This is a genomic window from uncultured Barnesiella sp. (assembly GCF_946496565.1).
Lineage (GTDB): Bacteria > Bacteroidota > Bacteroidia > Bacteroidales > Barnesiellaceae > Barnesiella > Barnesiella merdigallinarum.
The window spans coordinates 238,677-261,302 of the sequence record NZ_CAMMHD010000002.1 but is presented as its reverse complement, the minus strand read 5'-3'; the positions used below and the strand labels follow the sequence as shown (position 1 = coordinate 261,302).

The following is a 22,626-nucleotide window of genomic DNA, read 5'->3' as shown; positions in this document are numbered from 1 at the left end:
CAGAAGTGCTGGAACAGTTAATCGAGTGGGATAAAACGGTCTTCCTGTTTTTGAACCATACCCACACACCCTTTTGGGATCATTTCATGTGGATATACACGGGGCGTCTCACATGGGCACCCCTCATAGTCGCCCTGCTCTTTGTGCTGTTCCGGAAGAACTGGAAAGAGGCTACCCTCGTCGTGGTTGCCCTGGCGCTCACCATCACCCTCTGCGACCAGTTTGCCTCGACCCTGTGCAAGCCCTATTTCGCCCGGTTCAGGCCGGCACAAGACCCCGACTTCTCACCTCTTGTACAGATTGTAAACGGGTACAGAGGAGGGCGCTACGGCTTCATCTCGAGCCATGCCGCCAACAGTTTCGGAGCCGTGGTGTTGCTGGCGCTGATATTCCGCAACCGGCTTTTTACCATAACCGGCCTTGCGTGGGCAGCCGTCAACTGCTACTCGCGCATCTATCTGGGGGTACACTATCCAGGCGACATTCTGGCCGGTACGATAGCCGGTGTCGTCATTGCCTTACTCATATATATAATGTGGAAGAGAGTCCGCTACATGCTGTGGCAGCGGCACCGCTTGCCACAACGGCAGTCGCCTTACTGTAAAGACCCCGGTATTGCGATTGCGACTACGGTCATCTATTTGAGCGTGGTAGCTATCTCGGTCTATGCACTCGTCGCAATCTATTTTTGAAAGCCCGCAAAATTTTGGCTGCAAAATTTGGAAATAAAGAAAATAGAACTTAAATTTATTGCGTATTCAAAAGAGTACAATTAACCGAATAATTAACCATAAAAAACCATTACCCTTATGACTAAGACAATCACATTTAACGAACTTCGTCGCATCAAAGACAGTTTGCCCGATGGTTCCATGCATAGAATAGCCGACGAGTTGAATGTTACCACCCAAACCGTGCGTAACTATTTTGGAGGAACCAATTATTCATTTGGGAAAAATTGTGGTCTTCATATCGAACCGGGACCCGACGGCGGTATCGTTGTGCTCGACAATACACAAATCTACGATATGGCTATTCGTATTTTGGAAGAAGAAAACAATAAGAAATAAATCATAGTTAAATAAACAGATCGACCATGAAGAAAGACCGCTTAATCACACTGGCCATTCACACCTATCCGAAGGCTCTCATCTTAAAGGGCATTTTGGAGAGCCAGGGTATAGCCGTCGCCATTCAGAATGTCAATCTGTTGAAACCAGTCATTTCTCCGGGGGTGCGAGTGCGAATCCACGAAAAAGATTTGCCTCACGCCCTCGAGATTTTAGAGACCGATCCGGTTTTCGGTAAATCGGAAGTCTCGGAAAAACCGCAGAAAAACCGAATCCTTATCCCGATTGATTTCTCCGACTATTCGTTGTTGGCCTGTCGGCTGGGGTTTGATTTTGCGGAGGCCCATCAGGCCGAAGTCGTATTGCTTCATACCTTCTTGTCTCCTTTCTCCATGGGGTCTCTCTCGTTGGCCGAGACGATCAGTCATGAATTGAAAGAAAGTGAAGAACATAAACTATTATTTGCAAAGGCCAATCGTGAGATGACATCCTTTTGTGAAAAGTTGCACCAGTTGATGGTCGAGGGCGCCATCCCTCAGGTCCCCTTTATATATAGGGTATGTGAAGGGGTGCCTGAAGATACGATCATCCTGATGGCAAAAGAGTTGAACCCGTCGCTCATTGTTATGGGGTCAAGGGGAAAGACCCGAAAGGAGATAGACCTGATAGGAAGCGTTACGGCCGAAGTGGTAGACAACGGCAATTTCCCGGTGTTTGCCATACCCGAGGGATTCACGCATACCCATGTGAGCGATATTAAGAATGTGGCCTTCTTTACCAACTTCGACCAGCAGGATTTAATCTCGCTCGACACCTTCATGCGCCTGTTCCAGAACTATTCGTTCGGGATACGGTTCTTCCATTTGACCGAGAAAAGCGATGCCTGGACCGAGATAAAGCTGGCCGGCATACGCGACTACTGTCAGTCGCATTATCCCGGTCGGGAAATCGACTACAAGATACTCGGCGAGGAGAATTTCCTCGACAACGTAGAGCGCCTGTTCCAGGAGGCATCGATCGATGTCATGGTGGTGCCCAACCGCAAGCGCAACATCTTTGCCCGCCTCTTCAACCCCAGCATCGCCCATAAGATGCTGTTCCACACCGATACTCCGCTTATCGCCATACCCTCTTGATTCGGGTTGTAGCCTCGAGGTACTCCGGGCCGACAGGAATCTTTGTCAGTTTTCATTCACTTCGAGTTATACGCAAAGGTGACGTTTTGTCATATTTCGAGCCAATATATCGTTTGGCATGAAATTGGCTGTATCACCAGTGTCTGCACTTCTTGTACAGATAAAAATACAAAAATAAAAGTATAACTAAAATAAATAACCATGACAATTAAACCGTTAGCAGACAGAGTATTGGTGCTTCCAGCTCCTGCAGAAGAGAAAACAATCGGCGGTATTATTATCCCTGATTCGGCCAAAGAAAAACCCCTCAAAGGTGAAGTAATAGCCATCGGCAATGGTACCAAAGACGAGGAAATGGTAGTTAAACCCGGTGATACCGTTTTGTACGGCAAATATGCGGGCACCGAAATCGAACTGGACGGCGAGAAATATCTGATTATGAGACAGTCGGATATTTTGGCTATCCTTTAATGCGTTTCATGTTTAATTTTTAGAAGGAAAAAGAACTATGGCTAAAGAAATTAAATTCAATATTCAGGCTCGTGAAGAACTGAAAAAAGGTGTAGACGAGTTGGCTAATGCCGTTAAAGTCACCCTGGGTCCTAAAGGTCGTAACGTCATCATCGAGAAAAAATTCGGTGCTCCCCACATCACGAAAGATGGTGTGACGGTTGCCAAAGAGGTTGAACTGGAAGACCCGTTCCAGAACATGGGTGCCCAGTTGGTTAAAGAGGTTGCCTCGAAGACGGGCGACGATGCCGGCGACGGTACGACTACGGCTACCGTATTGGCTCAGGCTATCGTAAACGTAGGTCTTAAGAACGTGGCTGCCGGTGCCAACCCCATGGATTTGAAACGTGGTATCGACAAAGCCGTGGCCAAAGTGGTAGAAGGCATCAGAGAGCAGGCTCAAGAGGTTGGCGACGACTTCGAGAAAATCGAATCGGTTGCCCGCATCTCGGCCAACAACGATAGCGAAATAGGCCAACTCATCGCCGAGGCCATGAAGAAGGTTAAGAAAGAGGGTGTCATCACCGTCGAAGAGGCCAAAGGTACCGACACGACTGTCGATATTGTAGAAGGCATGCAGTTCGACCGCGGTTACATTTCGCCCTATTTCGTAACCAATACCGAGAAGATGGAGTGCGAAATGGATACGCCTTACATCTTGATTTACGACAAGAAGATTTCGGTTCTGAAAGATATGCTTCCCGTACTCGAAGCTACCGCACAGACGGGTCGTCCTCTGCTCATCATTGCCGAGGATGTAGACAGCGAGGCTCTGGCTACGCTGGTTGTAAACCGCTTGCGTGGTTCGCTCAAGGTATGTGCCGTGAAGGCTCCTGGCTTTGGCGACCGTCGTAAAGAGATGCTCGAAGATATTGCCGTATTGACCGGTGGTGTCGTTATCTCCGAAGAGAAAGGTTTGAAACTCGAATCGACCACTATCGAAATGTTGGGTCGTGCCGAGAAGGTTACCGTAAACAAAGAGAACACGACTATCGTCAATGGTATGGGCAGCAAAGAGTCTATCGCCGCTCGTGTAGCTCAAATCAAGGCTCAAATCGAAACGACTACCTCCGACTACGATCGTGAGAAACTGCAAGAGCGTCTGGCCAAATTGGCTGGTGGTGTTGCCGTTCTCTATATCGGTGCCGCTTCTGAAGTAGAAATGAAAGAGAAGAAAGACCGTGTAGACGATGCCTTGAGCGCAACGAGAGCCGCTATCGCCGAAGGTATCGTACCGGGTGGTGGTGTTGCCTACATCCGTTGTATTCCCGCCTTGGATGGCTTGAAAGGTGCCAACGAAGACGAGACTACTGGTATCGAAATCGTAAAACGCGCCATCGAAGAGCCGTTGCGTCAAATCACCGCTAATGCCGGTGTAGAAGGTGCCGTAGTAGTACAACGCGTAAAAGACGGTAAAGGCGACTTCGGTTACAATGCCCGCACCGATTCTTACGAAACCTTCTTCGCAGCCGGTGTAATCGACCCTGCCAAAGTAACTCGTGTAGCTCTTGAGAACGCCGCTTCTATCGCCGGTATGTTCTTGACTACCGAATGTGTAATCGCCGATAAGAAGGAAGAGAATCCTGCTCCTGCCATGCCGGCTGCCGGTATGGGTGGAATGGGCGGCATGATGTAATCCCGCAATTCTTCCGACATCCTATAACAGGGAGTACTCCAAGTGAGTGCTCCCTTTTTTTGTGCCGACAAGTCCATAAAATTGCTCGTGGCATGCAGGTATTTGATGACGATATTCTCTATATTTGTAGAATATAGGGGGCGTCTCAGCATAAAAAATCAAGCGAGCTTGTTTTTCTACTTTCGACTTTTCCTATATTTGTAAATGCTAATACCCATGAAAAAGGACAATATGAAACCGATAACAGCCATTGTAGTTTTTTTCTCATTGATGCTTCCGTCTCTCGTGTTAGGCTTTGGAAATTATGCAACCACCAAAGAGAATATTATAGCAGATGTAAATCAGGCTTTGGCACAAACTATTTTAGATAAAAACGCCGACCACATTACGGTCGATACATTGAGGGTTTTCAGGTCTAAATTGAAAATAGACGAGTTGAGAGAGACCTCTTATCTGTCGATTTGTACAGAGGCCCCCAGCAATGTAACCTTTTGCAGCGATACGATGAGTTACAAGGTGGGTGACGAGCGGTTGTATATCCGAGCCTATCCTAACTGTTCGAAGGCCGCGATATTTGGCATGTCGGGACAAAAGATTCCCTCTATCCTGTTTCTCCTCAGTTTGATATGGGGCGCATTCTCACTGATGTATTTGAGAACGAAATCGCTTGACTGTTATTCGGTTGAGCCGGAAACAATAACCGTAGGGACATTGCATTTTTCCAAATCTTCAAATCGTTTTTGGGATGAGAAGAGGCAGGAGATATATTTCACTCCAATGCAGCATCGGTTGATGCAGATGTTTATAGCGGCAGACGGTCATCGATTGTCGGTGGAAGAGATATGTCACACGCTTTGGCCCGGGAAAGAAGATGCTCGCGATACTCTTTATACATTGGTTCGCCGGATAAAGCCGGTTTTGGGAAAAGCATGTAATGTGAAGATTGAGGCAGAAAAGGGGCATTTTTATGTGCTCAAAACGGAGAAGAGCTGATTATCAGCATATTGTTGGCTAAATGTCAGCCAAATGTCAGCTCTTTTATAACGGCCTTTTATCGCCTTGCTCATATATTTGTCAGCAAAAAACGGCAAATTATGAAGAAGGTGAGAACAATCGTTGCGACTCTTTTAGGAATACTGTTTCCGGTATCGGCTTGGGCACAAGGTTGGGTAAGAGGTGTGGTCGTAGATTCGGTGAACAGTCCTGTTGCAGGAGCCTCGGTGAGGCTGTATCAGGAACACAATACATCAAGCCGTAAAGGGGGCACGACCAATCGGAACGGGCAATTCGAACTGGAGAAGATAGCCGATGGTAAATATATATTGAACATCTCTTTTTTAGGTTATGAAGATTACTCTACGGAAATCGCGGTAGCCGGGAATACAGATGTCGGGCTTATTATCCTGAAAGAACGGCCCCTCGATTTGGACGAAGTAGTCGTGTCTGCCAGCCTGGTAAAACGGTTTGCCGATAAGAAGGAGTATAGACTGACCTCAGCCGAAAAGAGTCGATACAGCAGTGCATTGTCGGCGTTGGAGTTCCTGCCCAAGATTCAAGTTCTTGACCAAAGTGTTTCGTCGGTAGATGGCAAGGCCGTGAAGATTCTGATCAATGGCATACCATCAACGCCGATAGACTTGTCTGTTATATCGCCTGAGGATATTGCCAAAATCGACTATTACACCCAACCGCCCGTCCAATACTCCAACATGGGGCTGGGGGCCGTAATCAATGTGGTGACCCGGGAAAAACAGAATGGAGGGTCGGTCGGTGTCAATACTCAGAATGCCGTGACCACAGGATTTGGCAACAATGTCGTCAACTTCAAATACAACTGGGGCCATTCGCAGATTGGTGTGACATACAATATCAATTACAGAAACTATAACAAAAGGGTGCTGGACGAAGAAATGGCCTATTCCGTCGGCGGAACAGATTTTGAAAAGAGAAAGAGCGGGCGCAACAGCCCGTATGCTTATGAGCAGCAGATGGCCGAAATCAGCTTCAACAATGCAAAAGCAGACAACTATCTGTTCAGTGCAAAACTCTCCTTCAACTCATTGAATCGCAGACGGTCATCGGTGCAGGACATTCTGTCAAGCGTGGACGGCAAGGAATCCCATAAAACAGGGGAGAGTCAGGATAAAGACAAATACATCAGTCCGGTCATGGATATGTATTTCAGTAAATCGTTCGGTTCCAAACACGAGCTTATTGTGAATCTCGTCGGTACATACTACAAATCGGACTATGATTATGAGTATCAGGAATTACAGGAAGCAGAACCCGATTTTGAAACGGCGACGGTAATACATACCGACAAGTATTCGGTTATTGGAGAAGCGTTGTATACCTACAAAATGAAAACGGCGAATCTGTATGCAGGGGCCCGATACATGTACAACAACAGCATTCAGAACAACTTACCGTTGAACAACAAGATAACGGCCCATGAGATCTATTCCTATCTGGGAATAACCGGCATGTGGGGCGACAGATTCAATTACAGCATCAGCGCTGGTGTAAACAACAACATATTTACCACCATCGAAAACAAGACCTACAACTTCACCTATTTCCGTCCTCAGGTGAAATTGGGGTATTTCATAGACCCGAGCTCCGACCTGATGTTCAATTATGAAATAAATACCGAAAACCCGTCAGTCTCTTCGTTGACTTATAATCCATATTATAAAGATCCCAATTACATCTTTGTCGGGAACCCCCGTTTGACGCCAAGCAACAACCACGATTTTTCAGTCTCCTATTTCAAAGGGTTCAAGAAGTTGGTAATCAATGCAGAAGTGGGGTATTCATATACAAAAGATGCTATCGCCCCGATTTTCCAATCGGATCATACAAACATCATCGAAACATTCGGGAATCTGGATGATGCACAGAACATGAAAGTCAGCCTTTTTTTACAGTGGTATCCATTCGCCAACAATATGCTCAGGTTGAGACTCTACTCCGAAGTGTTCCATCAGATAAATAAATGGGGCGCCTCGAAATGGGACCATACGGGCTATTCCATCATACCCTCGGTATATCTTGCCTATCGTCAATGGGGATTGCAGGTGTTCTATCAAACTCAGAAGAAATCCCTTATCGGACAGACGACGAGAAATATACCCAGTATGGCATCGGTAGAGTTCTCTTATAAACCCATTAAAAACCTGACCCTCACCGGTGGTATAAGATACCCGTTCTATGACTCTTGGAAACAGGTCTCATCCGTATCTGGAACATCGCTTCTGCGACGGACGGAAACCGAAAGAATCGTCAACAATGCCAATATGGTATATGTCAATCTCGTTTATAACTTCTCATTTGGCCAGTCTGAATCGGGCGTGAAATTGAAAATGCAGAACCGGGATAAGGATTCCGGAATCTTGAACAGAAATTGATACGACTGAAAACCGATGAAGGTGTGGGGGGAGAGTCTGAGGACAATGGAGCCAACAGATTCTCCTTCTCGCTTGTTTATAAGGTTGTGGAGCAGGAGAGGGGTATCCCGTTTTGAGGAATGCTGCACCCCGAGCAATCGGTTATCGGTTCGTGCAGGTTTTCTCTCGGCTATTCTTTCCGGCTTCGGGTTTTGTTGTATTTTTGCACCGTGAAAGCTATCTATATCTTTTTAGGCGGACTATCTCTCGGCTTGGGTGTAGCCGGTATATTCCTGCCACTGTTGCCTACCACGCCCTTTCTGTTGCTGTCGGCCGCCCTGTGGCTGCGCAGTTCGCCTCGGTTGTACCAATGGCTTTTGAATCACAAGCGGCTGGGACCCTATATCAGCGACTTCCTCGAGCACAAGGCCATACCGCTGCGGGTGAAGGTCATCTCGGTATCGCTGGTGTGGATTACGCTGCTCTACTGTGCCCTGTTTGTGGCCCGGGTGTGGTGGCTCGCTTTGCTCTTCGTGCTGCTGGCCGTGGCCCTGTCGTGGCATATTCTTTCGTACAAGACCCGCAAATAAATAACCGTTGTCAATATCTGAATCCGATGGAGAGAAAGGCGTTCCCGCAATTGTCGAGCCCCGAGGTGTGCGAATCGATAAACCGGTAACCCAACTCGACGACAGGCGAGAACCTGTACGACTTGAGATACCAGGCCAACGATACATCGTAGCTCGAGCGTTTCCACGAAGGACAGCCCACACTGCTCAATGCCTTGGCCCGTATATCGAGGGCATGGATGCTTTTCACACTGTCAAGCAGTTTTACACCCAGGCCACCGCCTATGCCGACTCCGTTATAATAGGTTTTGACGCCTTCATTTTTATACAGGGAAATGTTGTCTTCTGCGGTAACGAAGAGATAGGCGATAGAGACAAACTCTACCTGAGACTTGAATGAAAAGTCAACGGGCGTTATTCCTTTATTTTCCATTCCTGTTCCGGCAGAGAATTCGAAGTGTACCCGGTCCATGAAATTTTGTGCATTCGTCTCGACTGTTGCAAGGGCGAGCAACAGCGTAGCCGCATAAATAAATTTTCTCATCTTGCTACCGTGTTGTGTTTGATCAAGGCTTTTGTCGTTTCAGGGAATCGTATGAAACGGCTTCTCTGAATCATGAGCATAAAGATAAGAATTTATTCGTTTTATACAAAAAAAGGGATAATAAAAAAGCGCGGCCTTCCCGGTCGAAGGTCGCGCTTTTATGCGGTTCAGAGTTTTCTCACATTACTTGTATTCGTCCCAGCTCTTGATTTGAATATCGTCGATATTCAGGCTGCAGAAGGCTTCGATAAAGGCCGAAGCCAACCGGGCATTGGTGATGAGCGGGATGTTGAAGTCGATGGCGGCACGGCGTATCTTGTAGCCGTTGTCGAGCTCTTTCTGTGTCAGGTTCTTGGGAATGTTCACCACCAGGTCTATCTGCTTGTTGTGCAGCATCTCCAGGGCCTGCGGCTCGTGGTCGCTCTCGCTGGGCCAGTATACCTTCACGGCCGGGATACCGTTGTCGGTGAGGAACTGATGGGTTCCGCCCGTGGCAAAGAGGTTGTATCCCTTCTTGTGCAAAAGTTGGGCCGCCTCGAGCATATCGGCTTTCTGTTTGGCGCTACCGGTCGAGAGCAGGATGTTCTTCTTCGGAATCTGGTAACCCACCGAGAGCATGGCTTTCAGGATAGCTTCGCTCGTGTCGAGGCCCAGACAGCCTACCTCGCCGGTCGATGCCATGTCGACACCCAGTACGGGGTCGGCTTTCTGCAGACGGGAGAAGGAGAACTGCGAGGCCTTGATGCCCACGTAGTCGAGGTCGAACTCGTTTTTGCCCGGTTTCTCTACCGGCAACCCCATCATCACCTTCGTAGCCAGTTCGATGAAGTTGATTTTCAAAACCTTCGATACGAACGGGAAGCTGCGCGAGGCTCGCAGGTTACACTCGATTACCTTGATGTCGTTGTTCTTGGCCAGGAACTGGATGTTGAAGGGACCCGATATATTGAGCGCCTGGGCTATCTGCCCGGCCACCTTCTTGATGCGTCGCACGGTCTCGACATAGAGCTTTTGCGGCGGGAACTGTATGGTGGCGTCGCCCGAGTGTACACCGGCAAACTCGATGTGCTCCGAGATGGCGTAGATGATGATTTCGCCATTGCGGGCCACGGCATCCATCTCGATCTCTTTGGCATGCTGGATAAACTCGCTCACTACGACCGGGTGTTTCTTCGATACGTTGGCGGCCAGTTGCAGGAACTGTTCCAGCTCGGCGTTGTTCGAGCAGACGTTCATCGCAGCACCCGAGAGCACATACGAGGGACGAACCAGCACGGGGTAACCCACCTCTTTCACGAAGTCGTAGATGTCGGCCAGCGAGGTCAGCTCGCGCCAACGCGGCTGGTCGATACCCAGCGAGTCGAGCATCGACGAGAATTTGTGTCGGTCTTCGGCGTGGTCTATGCTGTCGGCCGTCGTGCCCAATATGCTCACGTGCTGCTCGTCGAGGCGCGTGGCCAGGTTGTTGGGAATCTGTCCGCCGGTCGAGAGAATTACGCCGTGAGGATTCTCGAGTTCGAGAATATCCATCACCCTCTCGAAGGTCAGCTCGTCGAAGTAGAGGCGGTCGCACATGTCGTAGTCGGTCGATACCGTTTCGGGGTTGTAGTTGATCATTACACTGCGGTAGCCCTCTTTGCGAATGGTATTCAGGGCCTGCACGCCGCACCAGTCGAACTCAACCGAAGAGCCTATGCGGTAAGCACCCGAACCCAGTACCACAATCGACTTGTGGTCGCCCAGGTACTTCACATCGTTGGCGATGCCGCTGTAGGTCAGGTACAGATAGTTGGTCTGTGCCGGATACTCGGCGGCCAGCGTGTCGATCTGCTTCACCACGGGGACGATGCCGAGCGATTTACGGAACTGGCGCACCCACTGCATGTGGTAGTCTTCCATCTTCTCTTTCCAGATGGCGCGGGCTATCTGGAAATCGGAGAAGCCCTGTATCTTGGCCCGACGCATGAGGTCGTAGTATTCCTGAGGATTCTCGGCGCGGGTAATCGACTCGTCGAGCTCTTCCAGGTCGTGAGCCGTGCGCACGATATTCATCAGTTTTTGCAGGAACCAGCAGTCTATTTTGGTCAGTTCGTGTATCTGGTCTACCGTATAACCGGCGCGCATGGCCTTGCTGATGACAAAGATACGTTTGTCGGTAGGTTCGTGCAGCGACTTGTCGATATTGGGAATAACCAGTTCCTTGTTCTCCACGAAGCCGTGCATGCCCTGACCAATCATGCGCAGACCTTTCTGGATAGCCTCCTCGAAGGTGCGGCCGATGGCCATTACCTCGCCGACCGATTTCATGCTGGAGCCCAGCTCGCGGTCTACGCCCTGGAATTTGCCCAGGTCCCAACGGGGTATTTTGCAGACAATGTAGTCGAGAGCCGGCTCGAAGAAGGCGCTGGTCTCTTTGGTGACCGAGTTTTTCAGGTCGAACAGGCCATAGCCCAAACCCAGTTTGGCAGCCACGAAGGCCAACGGATAACCCGTAGCTTTCGAGGCGAGGGCCGACGAGCGGCTCAGACGGGCATTCACCTCGATTACCCGGTAGTCTTCCGACTTGGGGTCGAAGGCATACTGCACGTTACACTCGCCCACGATGCCGATGTGGCGGATAATGCGGATAGCCAGTTCGCGCAATTTGTGATATTCGCTGTTGGTGAGTGTTTGCGACGGAGCCACCACGATACTTTCGCCCGTGTGGATACCCAGCGGGTCGAAGTTCTCCATGTTACATACCGTGATGCAGTTGTCGTAGCGGTCGCGCACCACCTCGTATTCAATCTCTTTCCAGCCTTTGAGCGATTTCTCTACCAGAATCTGGGGCGAGAACGACAGCGCCTTTTCGGCTTTCAACCGCAGCTCCTCTTCGTTGTCGCAGAAACCGCTGCCCAATCCACCCAGCGCATAGGCAGCCCGGATGATGATGGGGTAGCCCAGCTCGGCGGCAGCCTGAACTGCATCTTCTATCGAGTTGACGGCCTCGCTCTTGATGGTCTTGACATCGATTTCGTCGAGTTTTTTGACGAAGAGTTCGCGGTCTTCGGTATCCATGATGGCCTGTACCGGCGTACCCAATACCTTCACGTTATATTTCTCGAGCGTGCCGGCCTGATAGAGCTGCACACCGCAGTTGAGAGCCGTTTGTCCGCCGAAGGCCAGCAGGATGCCGTCGGGTTGCTCCTTTTGGATAACCCGCTCGACGAAGTAGGGGGTAACCGGCAGGAAGTAAATCTTGTCGGCCACGCCCTCCGAGGTTTGTACCGTGGCGATGTTGGGGTTGATCAAAACCGTCGTGATGCCTTCCTCTTTGAGGGCTTTCAAGGCCTGCGACCCGGAATAGTCAAATTCACCGGCTTCACCTATTTTCAAGGCTCCGGAGCCTAACAGCAATACTTTCTTTATTTTTTTAATCTCTTCTTGGTTCATAGGTATGGTATTTCCGGGTTTACAACAGTTTTACAAATTCGTCGAACAAGAACTCGGTGTCGGTAGGACCGCTGGCAGCCTCGGGGTGGAACTGGGCCGAGAAGTAGGGTTTCGATTTGTGACGTATCCCTTCGTTGGTGCCGTCGTTCATGTTGATGAAGAGCGGTTCCCAGTCGGCTCCCAGAGTCGAGTTGTCTACGGCAAAGCCATGGTTCTGCGAGGTAATGAAGCAGCGGTTTGTGCCCACCTGGCGCACCGGTTGGTTGTGGCTGCGGTGTCCGTATTTGAGTTTGTAGGTGCGGGCCCCTCCGGCTTTCGACAGCAGTTGGTTGCCCATGCAGATGCCGAAAATGGGTTTCGTGCCGTTCATGGCCTGGCGTATGTGGTCTACGGTAATGCCGCACATGTCGGGGTCGCCCGGGCCGTTCGAGATGAACAGGCCGTCGTACTCGAGCGTGTTGAAGTCGTAGTCCCAGGGCACGCGAATGACGGTCACGTTGCGCTTGAGCAGGCAGCGGATGATGTTGTGCTTCACGCCGCAGTCGACCAGCACCACTTTCTTATCGCCGTTTCCATAGCGAATCACCTCTTTGCAGCTCACCTTGGCTACCAGATTGGTAAGGTTGGGGTCTACGAACTCGATGTCGTCGCCGCCTTCGATTACGATTTTGCCTTTCATGGAGCCGTGCTCTCTCAATCGCTTGGTCAACTCGCGGGTGTCGATGTCGTAGATACCCACAATCTCTTCTTCCTTCAGCCAGTCGGCCAAACTCTTGGCGGCATTCCAGTGGCTGTATTCAAACGAGTAGTCCGATACGACCAGCGCTTCGACGTGGATTTTTTCCGATTCGTAGAATCGTGACAATCCATTTACCTCTTCACGTCGAGGCACTCCGTAATTTCCGATAAGCGGGTAGGTGGTCACTAAGATTTGTCCGGAGTAGGAGGGGTCGGTCAGGCTTTCGGGATAGCCCATCATTGCGGTGTTGAAGACGACCTCGCCGGCAACAGGTTTTTCGTAGCCAAATGATTTCCCGACGAATACGGTACCATCATCCAGGATTAGAGAAGCCTTTTTTGTTGTTTGCATTACGATAGAATTATATATGTATTAGTAATTAGCTTAAGTAAGTAGGGTGGATTTCTATCGTGAAAACCATGCAAAGATAGGAAAAAAATCCCTATTCCGCAGGTTTTACCGCCAGATTGTAAAAATAAATTTTCGAACTGTGCATCGGCTGTACGGGAGGGTAGTTAAATGTGTTGCTGTTTTTATAATATATAAATGTATTTATACAATATTTATACTTTCAATCTGTAAGTATGTTTGTCAAAAAGGGTAATTTTGCAACAAAATAATTGCATTTAGTTTTCGAAAACCGAAATGTTGTATCAAAAAGAGTGTTCTTATGAGATTCACGAAAATGCAAGGTGCAGGCAATGACTATATTTACCTGAATGGATTTGAACCGTTGTCTGCCGACTTGGGCGAGTTGGCCCGACAGATGAGCGACCGGCATTTGGGGGTGGGTTCCGACGGATTGGTGATTATCATGCCCTCGGAGAGTTGTGACTTCAGAATGCGGATGTTCAACTCGGACGGCAGTGAAGCCGAGATGTGCGGAAATGCTTCGCGCTGCGTAGGCAAATATGTATATGACAAGGGGATGACCACCAAAAAGGAGTTGACTCTCGAGACGCTTGCCGGCGTCAAACACCTCACACTGCATATTCAAGACAATAAGGTCGAACAGGTTACGGTCGATATGGGTGAGCCCATATTGTCGGCTCCCGATATACCGGTAAATCTTTCGGAGAGTCCTGTCGTATCGCAACCTCTCGAGATTGAGGGGAATCGTTTTGCCATCACCTGCGTGTCGATGGGTAACCCGCATGCGGTTATCTTTCTCGACGACATGGACCGCTACGACCTGCATCACATCGGGTCGCTGATCGAGCATCACGAACTCTTCCCGCGGCGCACCAATGTCGAGTTTGTCGAGGTGCAGTCGCCACAACACCTGAGAATGCGCGTGTGGGAACGCGGGGCCGGCGAGACTCTGGCGTGCGGAACCGGCGCTTGTGCTACGCTGGTGGCTGCCGTACTGAATGGCAAGTCTGACCGCCGGGCCAAGCTGCATCTGCTGGGTGGAGATTTGTCGATCGAGTGGAACGAACAAAACAATCGAATTTACATGACTGGCGGTGCCGTCACCGTATTTGAGGGTGAATGGCCCGACGATAATAATAGAAGTATATGGTATTGATTAATGAAAATTATTTGAAGCTCGCAGAGAGCTATCTGTTTTCAGATATAAAGAAGAAAGTAAACGCCTATAAGGAGCAGAACCCCGAGGCCCGCATCATCAGCCTGGGCATAGGCGATGTGACGCGGCCCATCGTCCCGGCCATCATCGAGGCGCTGCACAAGGCAGTCGACGAGATGGGTCGTGCCGAGACCTTCAGGGGGTATGGTCCCGAGCAGGGATACCGTTTCCTGCAGGAGCGCATTATCGAACACGACTTCAGAACGCGAGGCGTTGAACTCGATCCCGACGAAATTTTTGTCGGCGACGGTGCCAAGAGCGACCTGGGTAACATCGGCGATATTCTGAGTGTGAAGAATCGGGTGGCCGTGACCGACCCGGTTTATCCCGTCTATGTCGATACCAACGTGATGGCCGGTCGAGCCGGCGAGTTGGCCGGCGATGGGGAGCACTGGAGCCAAATCGTGTATATTCCCTGTACGGCCGAGAACAACTTCGTGCCGGCTCTGCCCACCGAACGCCCCGACATTATCTATCTGTGCTACCCCAACAACCCCACGGGAACCGCATTGTCGAAAACTGAACTGCAAAAGTGGGTCGACTATGCCCGTGAAAACGAGTCGCTCATCCTCTTCGATGCGGCTTACGAGGCCTTCATCCACGAAGAAGATATTCCGCACAGCATCTACGAAATGGAGGGAGCCAAAGAGGTAGCCATCGAGTTCCGCAGCTTCTCCAAGACAGCCGGTTTCACCGGTCTGCGTTGCGGCTATACCGTAGTGCCCAAGGCGTTGAAACTCTACGACGCAGCCGGCAAAAAGGTGATGGTGAACCCGCTGTGGAACCGCCGGCAGACAACCAAATTCAATGGCACTTCCTATATTGTGCAACGAGCTGCCGAAGCTGCATATAGTCCGCTGGGTAACAAGCAGATAAAAGAGTCTATCGAGTACTATATGCGCAATGCCCGGCTCTTGAAAGAGTCGCTTCAGAATGTCGGGTTGAAAATATTTGGAGGAGATAATGCTCCATATATTTGGGTAAAGACTCCCGATGGATTATCTTCGTGGAAGTTTTTCGATCGTCTGTTGCACGAGTGTCATATCGTAGGTACTCCCGGAGTCGGGTTCGGCCCCTCGGGCGAAGGATATTTCCGCTTGACGGCCTTCGGACGATACGAGGATACGGTAGAGGCTATTTCGCGTATTCAAAACTGGAAGCTGTAAACAAGAAATAACACAAACTAAACCTAATACATTCAACTATGTCAATGCTAAGATTCAAAGTGACGAAAGAAGCTTTTAGTCGGAAAGCAGTCCCCGTCAATTATCCGAAGGAGAGACCGTCTGAGTATTACGGACGATATGTCTTCAACCGGGAGAAGATGTTCAAGTATCTGCCCAAAAAGACCTACGAAGCCGTAATCGAGGCGATCGACAACAGCACTCCGCTGAGCCGCGAGGTAGCCGATAGCGTCGCTGCCGGCATGCGCAAATGGGCCCTCGAAATGGGTGCTACGCACTATACCCACTGGTTTCACCCGCTCACCGACGGTACGGCCGAAAAGCACGATGCCTTTATCGAGCACGACGGCAAAGGCGGTGTAGTCGAGGAGTTCTCGGGCAAACTGCTCATCCAGCAGGAGCCCGATGCGTCGAGTTTCCCCAATGGCGGTATCCGCAATACCTTCGAGGCTAGGGGATACTCGGCCTGGGATATCTCTTCGCCTGCATTTATACTTGACAAAACGCTGTGTATTCCCACGATATTCATATCGTATACCGGCGAATCGCTCGACTATAAAGCTCCGTTGCTGAAAGCATTGAATAGTGTAAACAAAGCGGCGACTGCCGTTTGCAAATATTTCGACGAGCATGTCAACCACGTTTACTCCTATCTGGGATGGGAGCAGGAGTATTTTCTGGTCGACGAGAGCCTCTATGCCGCTCGTCCCGACCTGGTGCTTACGGGTCGCACCCTTATGGGACACGAGAGTGCCAAGAACCAGCAGCTCGAAGATCACTATTTCGGAGCCATTCCCTCTCGCGTCGAAGCCTTCATGCAAGACCTCGAAATCGAGTGTCACATGTTGGGTATCCCGGTAAAGACCTGTCACAACGAGGTTGCTCCCAACCAGTTCGAGGTCGCTCCTATCTTCGAAGAGACCAACCTGGCCAACGACCACAACCTGCTGCTCATGTCGGTTATGCGCGAAGTGGCCCGTCGGCACAACTTCAGAGTGTTGCTGCATGAGAAGCCTTTCAAGGGCGTAAACGGTTCGGGCAAGCACAACAACTGGTCGCTGGGCACCGATACCGGCGTGTTGCTCTTTGCCCCCGGTAAGACACACAAAGAGAATCTGCAGTTCATTACGTTTATTGTCAATGTAATGGCTGCCGTCTATAAATACAATGGTCTGTTGAAAGCCAGCATCTCGTCGGCTACCAACGGTCACCGTCTGGGTGCCAATGAGGCTCCCCCGGCCATCATCTCCATCTTCATGGGCAAACAGATTAGCGAAATCCTCGCCAAACTGGCCAAGAGCACTTCGGAAGATGTGTTGAACATGAGCGGCAAGTCGGGCTTGAAACTGGATATTGCCCAGATTCCCGAAATCTTGATGGACAATACCGACCGCAACCGTACATCGCCCTTCGCCTTTACCGGCAACCGATTCGAGTTCCGGGCCGTAGGTTCGTCGGCCAACTGTGCCAGCGCCATGATTGCCTTGAATGCTGCCGTGGCCTCTCAGTTGCAGGAGTTCAAACAACGGGTCGATGCCCTCATTGCCGAAGGCAAGGAGAAAGAACAGGCCATCCTCACGGTTCTCAAGGAGCTTATCAACGAGAGCAAAGACATTTGCTTCGACGGCAACGGATACAGCGACGAGTGGAAGGCCGAGGCCGAGCGTCGCGGACTCGATTGCGAAACGAGTGTGCCGCTTATCTTTGACAACTACCTGAAAGACGATGTGGTGAAGATGTTCGAGCGTACCCACGTATTTACCCGCGTCGAACTGCAGGCCCGCAACGAAGTGAAGTGGGAAATCTACACCAAGAAGATACAGATCGAGGCCCGTGTGCTGGGCGACCTGGCCATCAATCACATCGTGCCGGTAGCCACACGGTATCAGTCGCTCCTGCTCGACAACGTGTTCAAAATCAAGAGTCTGTTCCCGGCCGAGAAGAGCGAGCAGATTGCTACGCAAGACATGGAGGTAATCGAGAAGATAGCCTACCACTTGCTCACCATCAAGGAGAAGGTTCACACCATGGTCGAGGCCCGCAAGGTGGCCAACAAGATTGAGAACGAGCGCGAAAAAGCCATTGCCTATCACGACACCGTGGCTCCGCATCTCGACGAGATTCGCTACCACATCGACAAGCTCGAGCTGATGATCGACAACGAGATGTGGCCGCTTCCCAAGTACAGAGAACTGTTGTTTATCCGTTAATGAATATTGAGTGAATAACCTATCGGATAGATGACCCCATGATACAGAAACGAGCTATAACAGACCTGAAAAATCTTGTTGTGGCTCGTTTTGCGTTATGACACTTGCATATCGTTTTTATAAGGATTCGATTTTATGACAGAAGTTATCAAACACGAGTGTGGCATCGCCATGGTGCGGCTGTTGAAACCACTCGCTTATTATCAGCAAAAGTACGGCTCGTACATGTATGGGTTGAACAAGCTCTACCTGCTCATGGAGAAACAACACAACCGGGGGCAGGAGGGGGCCGGGTTGGCTTGTGTGAAACTGCACGCACGTCCGGCCGAAGAGTTTATCTACCGGGAACGCGCCCTGGGAACCGGAGCCATACAAGAGATTTTTGCCAATGTAAAGACACAGATTCAGAATACGCCCCACGATACGACCGATGCCGAGTGGGCGGCCCTGCACCTGCCTTTTGCCGGCGAAGTCTATATGGGCCACCTGCGCTACAGCACCACCGGCCGTTCGGGCCTGTCGTATGTACACCCGTTTTTGCGCCGGGGCAACTGGCGTTCGCGCAACCTGTTGTTGTGCGGCAACTTCAACATGACCAACGTCGACGAGATATTTGAGAGCATTGTGGCCAAGGGGCAACACCCCCGCAGCTATGCCGATACCTTTGTCTTGCTGGAACAACTGGGGCATGCCCTTGATATGGAGAACCAGCGGTTGTACGACCTCTACAAGAAGGAGGGGCTCGACGACATCGAGATTACCGAGTCGATTGAAAACAACCTGAATCTGGCCGAGATACTCAAGAAACCTTCGCGCATCTGGGACGGTGGTTACGTCATCTGCGGCATGACCGGCAGCGGCGACATGTTCTCCTTCCGTGACCCGCGGGGCATACGCCCGGCTTTCTATTATGCCGACGACGAAATTGTGGTCGTGGCATCGGAGCGTCCGGTCATACAAACCACCATGAACCTCTCGGCCGAGCAGGTGAAAGAGCTGCAACCGGGCGAATGTCTGGTGGTGAACCGTCGGGGCGACATGCACATCGAGCAGATTCTCCCGCCGGCCAATTACAGTGCCTGTTCGTTCGAGCGCATCTATTTCTCGCGGGGTAGCGACGTCGACATCTATCGTGAGCGCAAGGAGTTGGGGCGCCACCTGGCCCCCCAGATTCTCAAGAGTGTCGACTACGACCTGGCGCACAGTGTCTTTTCGTTTATCCCCAACACGGCCGAGGTGGCCTTTTACGGTATGCTCGAGGGGTTGGACAGCTATCTGAGCGAACAGAAGCTGGCCCGCATCCGGCAGGCCGACGACAGCCTTACCGACGACGAACTGAGGCAGATACTTTCGCTCAAGGTCCGCTCGGAGAAGGTGGCCATCAAGGACATTAAACTGCGTACCTTCATCGCCGAGGGCGATACCCGCGACGATCTGGCCGCCCACGTCTACGACATCACCTACGGCACGGTAGAACCGGGGGTAGATAATCTGGTGGTTATCGACGACAGTATTGTGCGTGGTACCACGTTGCGGCAAAGTATCATCAAGATACTGGACCGGCTTCACCCGAAAAAAATCATCATCGTTTCGTCGTCGCCGCAAGTGCGTTTTCCCGACTGTTATGGTATAGACATGTCGCGCATGGGCGAGTTTATTGCCTTCAAGGCTGCCATGGAACTGCTGAAAGAGCGGGGCATGCAGTCGGTAATCGACGAGGTATACCGCAAATCCAAAGCACAGCAAAACAGACCCAAAGAGGAGATTGTCAACTATGTAAAGGAGATTTACGCCCCCTTTACTCAGGAGGAGGTGTCGGAGAAGATAGCCCAAATGCTTACCTCCGACGATATTTCGGCCCAAGTCGAGATTATCTATCAGACTCTGGAGGGATTGCATGAGGCTATTCCCAGCCATCCGGGCGACTGGTATTTCTCGGGCGATTATCCTACGCCTGGCGGTAACCGATTGGTAAACAATGCCTTTATAAATTTTGTAGAGGGCGCTGTCAGCAAACGACAACTGTAAGCATACGCTACGAATAGGAACAGAGCGGACCGGTGAGAATAATCGCCGGTCCGCTTTTGTTTTGTAAAATAGTGAAAATATGTTATTATTTATACGGATTATAAATAATATAGGGGTGATATATAGCAATAAATCGGAACAAATTGCGAACTTTGCATTTGGAAACAAAGTTAAACAGATAGAATATGCGGTTGTCCGATTTGAAAACAGGCGATAAAGCCGTTGTTGTTAAAGTGTTAGGTCACGGGGCATTCCGAAAACGGATTATCGAAATGGGGTTTGTCAGAGGACAAACAGTCCTTGTCGAGTTGAATGCTCCGTTGAAAGACCCTATCAAATATAAGATCATGGATTATGAAATCTCGCTGCGGCGCAGCGAGGCTTCGCTGGTCGAAGTGATTACTCCCGAAGAGGCCGAGGCCGTATTTGGTGATGCCAACAAAGCCAGCGGAGAGTCGAAGTTGACTCCTTCGGAGGAGGACGAATGTATAAAACGGGCTCTCTCGAAAAGTACCAAGACCATCAATATCGCCCTGGTGGGAAATCCCAACTGCGGCAAGACCTCGTTGTTCAATATCGCTTCGGGTGCTCACGAGCATGTGGGCAATTACAGTGGTGTGACAGTCGATGCCAAGAAGGGTTTCTTCGAGTATAAAGGCTACCACTTCAATATCTATGACCTGCCGGGTACCTATTCGCTGTCGGCCTATTCGCCTGAAGAGCTGTATGTGCGCCGCTATCTGAAAGACGAGACACCCGATGTGCTGGTGAACGTAGTGGTGGCTTCGAATCTGGAGCGGAATCTCTACCTCACTACCGAGTTAATCGATATGGACTATCGCATGGTCATCGCCCTGAATATGTTCGACGAGCTGGAGCAGAGCGGTGGCAAAATCGACTACAAGTACTTGGGCAACATGATAGGTGTGCCCATTGTTCCCACGGTATCCCGGTCGGGCAAGGGGGTAAACCAGCTGTTCGACACGGTTATCGATGTGTATGAGGGGCGTAACGAATCGGTGCGTCACGTTCACGTCAATCTGGGGAATGTGATTGAAAACGGTATCACTCCGCTGAAAAACCTGCTGAAACAGGACCCCACCTGCACGCGGGAGTTCTCGCCCCGTTATCTGGCCATCAAGACTCTCGAAGGCGATGCCGAGGTGAAAAAAATTCTGGAGGGGGCAGACTCCTATCCCGAACTGATGAAGTTGCGTGACCAGGAGGTGAAAGAGATAGAAGCTACCCTGAACGAAGACATAGAGTCGGCTATTGCCAATGAAAAATATGGCTTCATTTCAGGAGCTTTGGCCGAGACCTATACGCCGGGCGATAAGGAAGAGGCCCGCTCGACACGCATTATCGACTCGTTTGTCACCAACAAACTATTCGGGTTCCCTATCTTTATTCTCCTCATGTGGCTCATGTTCGAAGCCACTTTCTCGTTGGGTGCCTATCCGATGGAGTGGATTGAGAGTTTTGTGGCGTGGCTGTCGGGGCTGGTAGGTACTTATATGCCGGCCGGGCCGCTGAAAGATTTACTCATCGACGGTGTTCTTGGCGGAGTAGGAGGTGTCATTGTGTTTCTGCCCAACATCTTGATACTCTATCTTTTCATTTCGTTTATGGAAGACTCGGGATATATGGCCCGAGCGGCCTTCATCATGGATAAGATCATGCACAAGATAGGGCTGCACGGAAAATCGTTCATTCCTCTGGTCATGGGCTTCGGTTGCAACGTACCGGCCATTATGGCTACCCGCACCATCGAGAGCCGGAGCAGTAGACTGATAACCATACTTATCGACCCGTTTATCTCATGCAGCGCACGCATTCCTATTTATATCCTGCTGGTGGGTACATTTTTCCCACGCTATGCCAGTTTGGTTTTTGTCGGTCTTTATGTGTTGGGCATCGTTGTAGCAGTCGTTACGGCCAAGTTGATGCGCCGCTTTCTCTTTAAGGTCGACGAGACTCCATTTGTGATGGAGTTGCCACCCTATCGTATGCCTACGGCCAAAGCCACTATCCGCCACATGTGGAGCAAAGCCGAGCAATATTTGCGCAAAATGGGAGGGGTGATATTGGTAGCCTCGGTCATTATCTGGTTCCTGAGCTATTTCCCTCGTCCCGAAGCTTCGTATGAGCGGGAGCTTACCCCGCACGAACAGATGGAGCAGCAAAGCAATTCCTACCTCGGCCGGATAGGGCAGGCGATGACACCGCTTGTCGAGCCATTGGGCTTTAACTGGAAGGTAACCACTTCGCTGCTTTCGGGAACGGCTGCTAAAGAGCTGGTGGTAAGTACTCTCGGGGTGTTGTACTCCGAGAACGATTCGGACGAAACTCTCACGTTGTCACAACGCATCTCGCAACCCAACCCGGCAACGGGTACTCCCGATTTTACGCCGCTGGTTGCTCTCACGTTCATGGTATTCGTGCTGCTCTATTTCCCTTGTATCGCTTCGGTCGTGGCTGTCATCAAAGAGTCGGGCAGCTGGAAATGGGGAGCCTTTACTGTTATATATAATACTTGTGTGGCGTGGATTGTTGCATTCATCGTTTATCAGATTGGATCATTATTTATATAGTAA

The 22,626-nt window shown here is 50.5% G+C and carries 16 protein-coding genes; 13 read left to right on the top strand and 3 right to left on the bottom strand.

The features are described from left to right. The first annotated feature begins 5 nt into the window (after positions 1-5). From Q1K76_RS02130 to Q1K76_RS02095, 8 genes are all read left to right on the top strand, one after another. On the top strand, positions 6-692 hold the full coding sequence (locus tag Q1K76_RS02130; protein WP_087407477.1) for a phosphatase PAP2 family protein: 687 nt from the start codon (positions 6-8) through the stop codon (positions 690-692). A 117-nt stretch (positions 693-809) separates the two neighbouring features. Beyond that, positions 810-1,070: a DNA-binding protein gene (locus tag Q1K76_RS02125; RefSeq protein WP_087407476.1), complete on the top strand. Its 261-nt coding sequence runs from the start codon at positions 810-812 to the stop codon at positions 1,068-1,070. Between the two features lie 26 nt (positions 1,071-1,096). Beyond that, complete coding sequence (locus Q1K76_RS02120) at positions 1,097-2,206, top strand: universal stress protein (protein WP_087407475.1); 1,110 nt, start codon at positions 1,097-1,099, stop codon at positions 2,204-2,206. 201 nt (positions 2,207-2,407) lie between these two features. Beyond that, on the top strand, positions 2,408-2,677 hold the full coding sequence (locus Q1K76_RS02115) for a co-chaperone GroES (RefSeq protein WP_087407474.1): 270 nt from the start codon (positions 2,408-2,410) through the stop codon (positions 2,675-2,677). A gap of 37 nt (positions 2,678-2,714) precedes the next feature. Next, positions 2,715-4,352, top strand: a complete 1,638-nt coding sequence (gene groL / locus Q1K76_RS02110) for a chaperonin GroEL (protein ID WP_300130673.1) — start codon at positions 2,715-2,717, stop codon at positions 4,350-4,352. 216 nt (positions 4,353-4,568) lie between these two features. Next, complete coding sequence (locus tag Q1K76_RS02105; RefSeq protein ID WP_300130671.1) at positions 4,569-5,345, top strand: helix-turn-helix domain-containing protein; 777 nt, start codon at positions 4,569-4,571, stop codon at positions 5,343-5,345. Between the two features lie 101 nt (positions 5,346-5,446). Continuing rightward, the gene (locus Q1K76_RS02100; protein ID WP_300130669.1) at positions 5,447-7,759 is read left to right on the top strand and encodes a TonB-dependent receptor; all 2,313 of its coding nucleotides are present in this window, start codon (positions 5,447-5,449) and stop codon (positions 7,757-7,759) included. A gap of 209 nt (positions 7,760-7,968) precedes the next feature. Beyond that, positions 7,969-8,328 (top strand): YbaN family protein, encoded by a 360-nt coding sequence (locus Q1K76_RS02095; protein WP_298664140.1) that lies wholly within the window; start codon positions 7,969-7,971, stop codon positions 8,326-8,328. Positions 8,329-8,338: 10 nt separating this feature from the next. Here Q1K76_RS02095 and Q1K76_RS02090 read toward each other — a convergent pair whose 3' ends face one another. From Q1K76_RS02090 to carA, 3 genes are all read right to left on the bottom strand, one after another. Then, positions 8,339-8,851, bottom strand: a complete 513-nt coding sequence (locus Q1K76_RS02090) for a hypothetical protein (protein WP_300130667.1) — start codon at positions 8,849-8,851, stop codon at positions 8,339-8,341. Positions 8,852-9,034: 183 nt separating this feature from the next. Then, positions 9,035-12,283 (bottom strand): carbamoyl-phosphate synthase (glutamine-hydrolyzing) large subunit, encoded by a 3,249-nt coding sequence (gene carB, locus Q1K76_RS02085; RefSeq protein WP_300130665.1) that lies wholly within the window; start codon positions 12,281-12,283, stop codon positions 9,035-9,037. Positions 12,284-12,302: 19 nt separating this feature from the next. Next, a complete protein-coding gene (gene carA, locus Q1K76_RS02080) occupies positions 12,303-13,373 on the bottom strand; it encodes a glutamine-hydrolyzing carbamoyl-phosphate synthase small subunit (protein ID WP_087407470.1) in 1,071 nt (356 codons plus the stop codon). Between the two features lie 319 nt (positions 13,374-13,692). Between carA and dapF the strand changes: the two genes are divergently transcribed. The 5 genes from dapF (at position 13,693) to feoB (ending at position 22,623) form a co-directional block, all read left to right on the top strand. Then, a complete protein-coding gene (gene dapF, locus Q1K76_RS02075; RefSeq protein ID WP_300130662.1) occupies positions 13,693-14,550 on the top strand; it encodes a diaminopimelate epimerase in 858 nt (285 codons plus the stop codon). After that, positions 14,541-15,776 (top strand): LL-diaminopimelate aminotransferase, encoded by a 1,236-nt coding sequence (locus tag Q1K76_RS02070; protein WP_300130659.1) that lies wholly within the window; start codon positions 14,541-14,543, stop codon positions 15,774-15,776. Before dapF ends, Q1K76_RS02070 begins: the two co-directional genes overlap by 10 nt. Before the next feature lie 38 nt (positions 15,777-15,814). Next, positions 15,815-18,004 (top strand): glutamine synthetase III, encoded by a 2,190-nt coding sequence (locus Q1K76_RS02065; protein WP_087407467.1) that lies wholly within the window; start codon positions 15,815-15,817, stop codon positions 18,002-18,004. A gap of 135 nt (positions 18,005-18,139) precedes the next feature. Then, a complete protein-coding gene (locus Q1K76_RS02060) occupies positions 18,140-20,032 on the top strand; it encodes an amidophosphoribosyltransferase (RefSeq protein WP_300130656.1) in 1,893 nt (630 codons plus the stop codon). 185 nt (positions 20,033-20,217) lie between these two features. Further along, on the top strand, positions 20,218-22,623 hold the full coding sequence (feoB, locus tag Q1K76_RS02055; RefSeq protein WP_087407465.1) for a ferrous iron transport protein B: 2,406 nt from the start codon (positions 20,218-20,220) through the stop codon (positions 22,621-22,623). Positions 22,624-22,626: the final 3 nt, after the last annotated feature.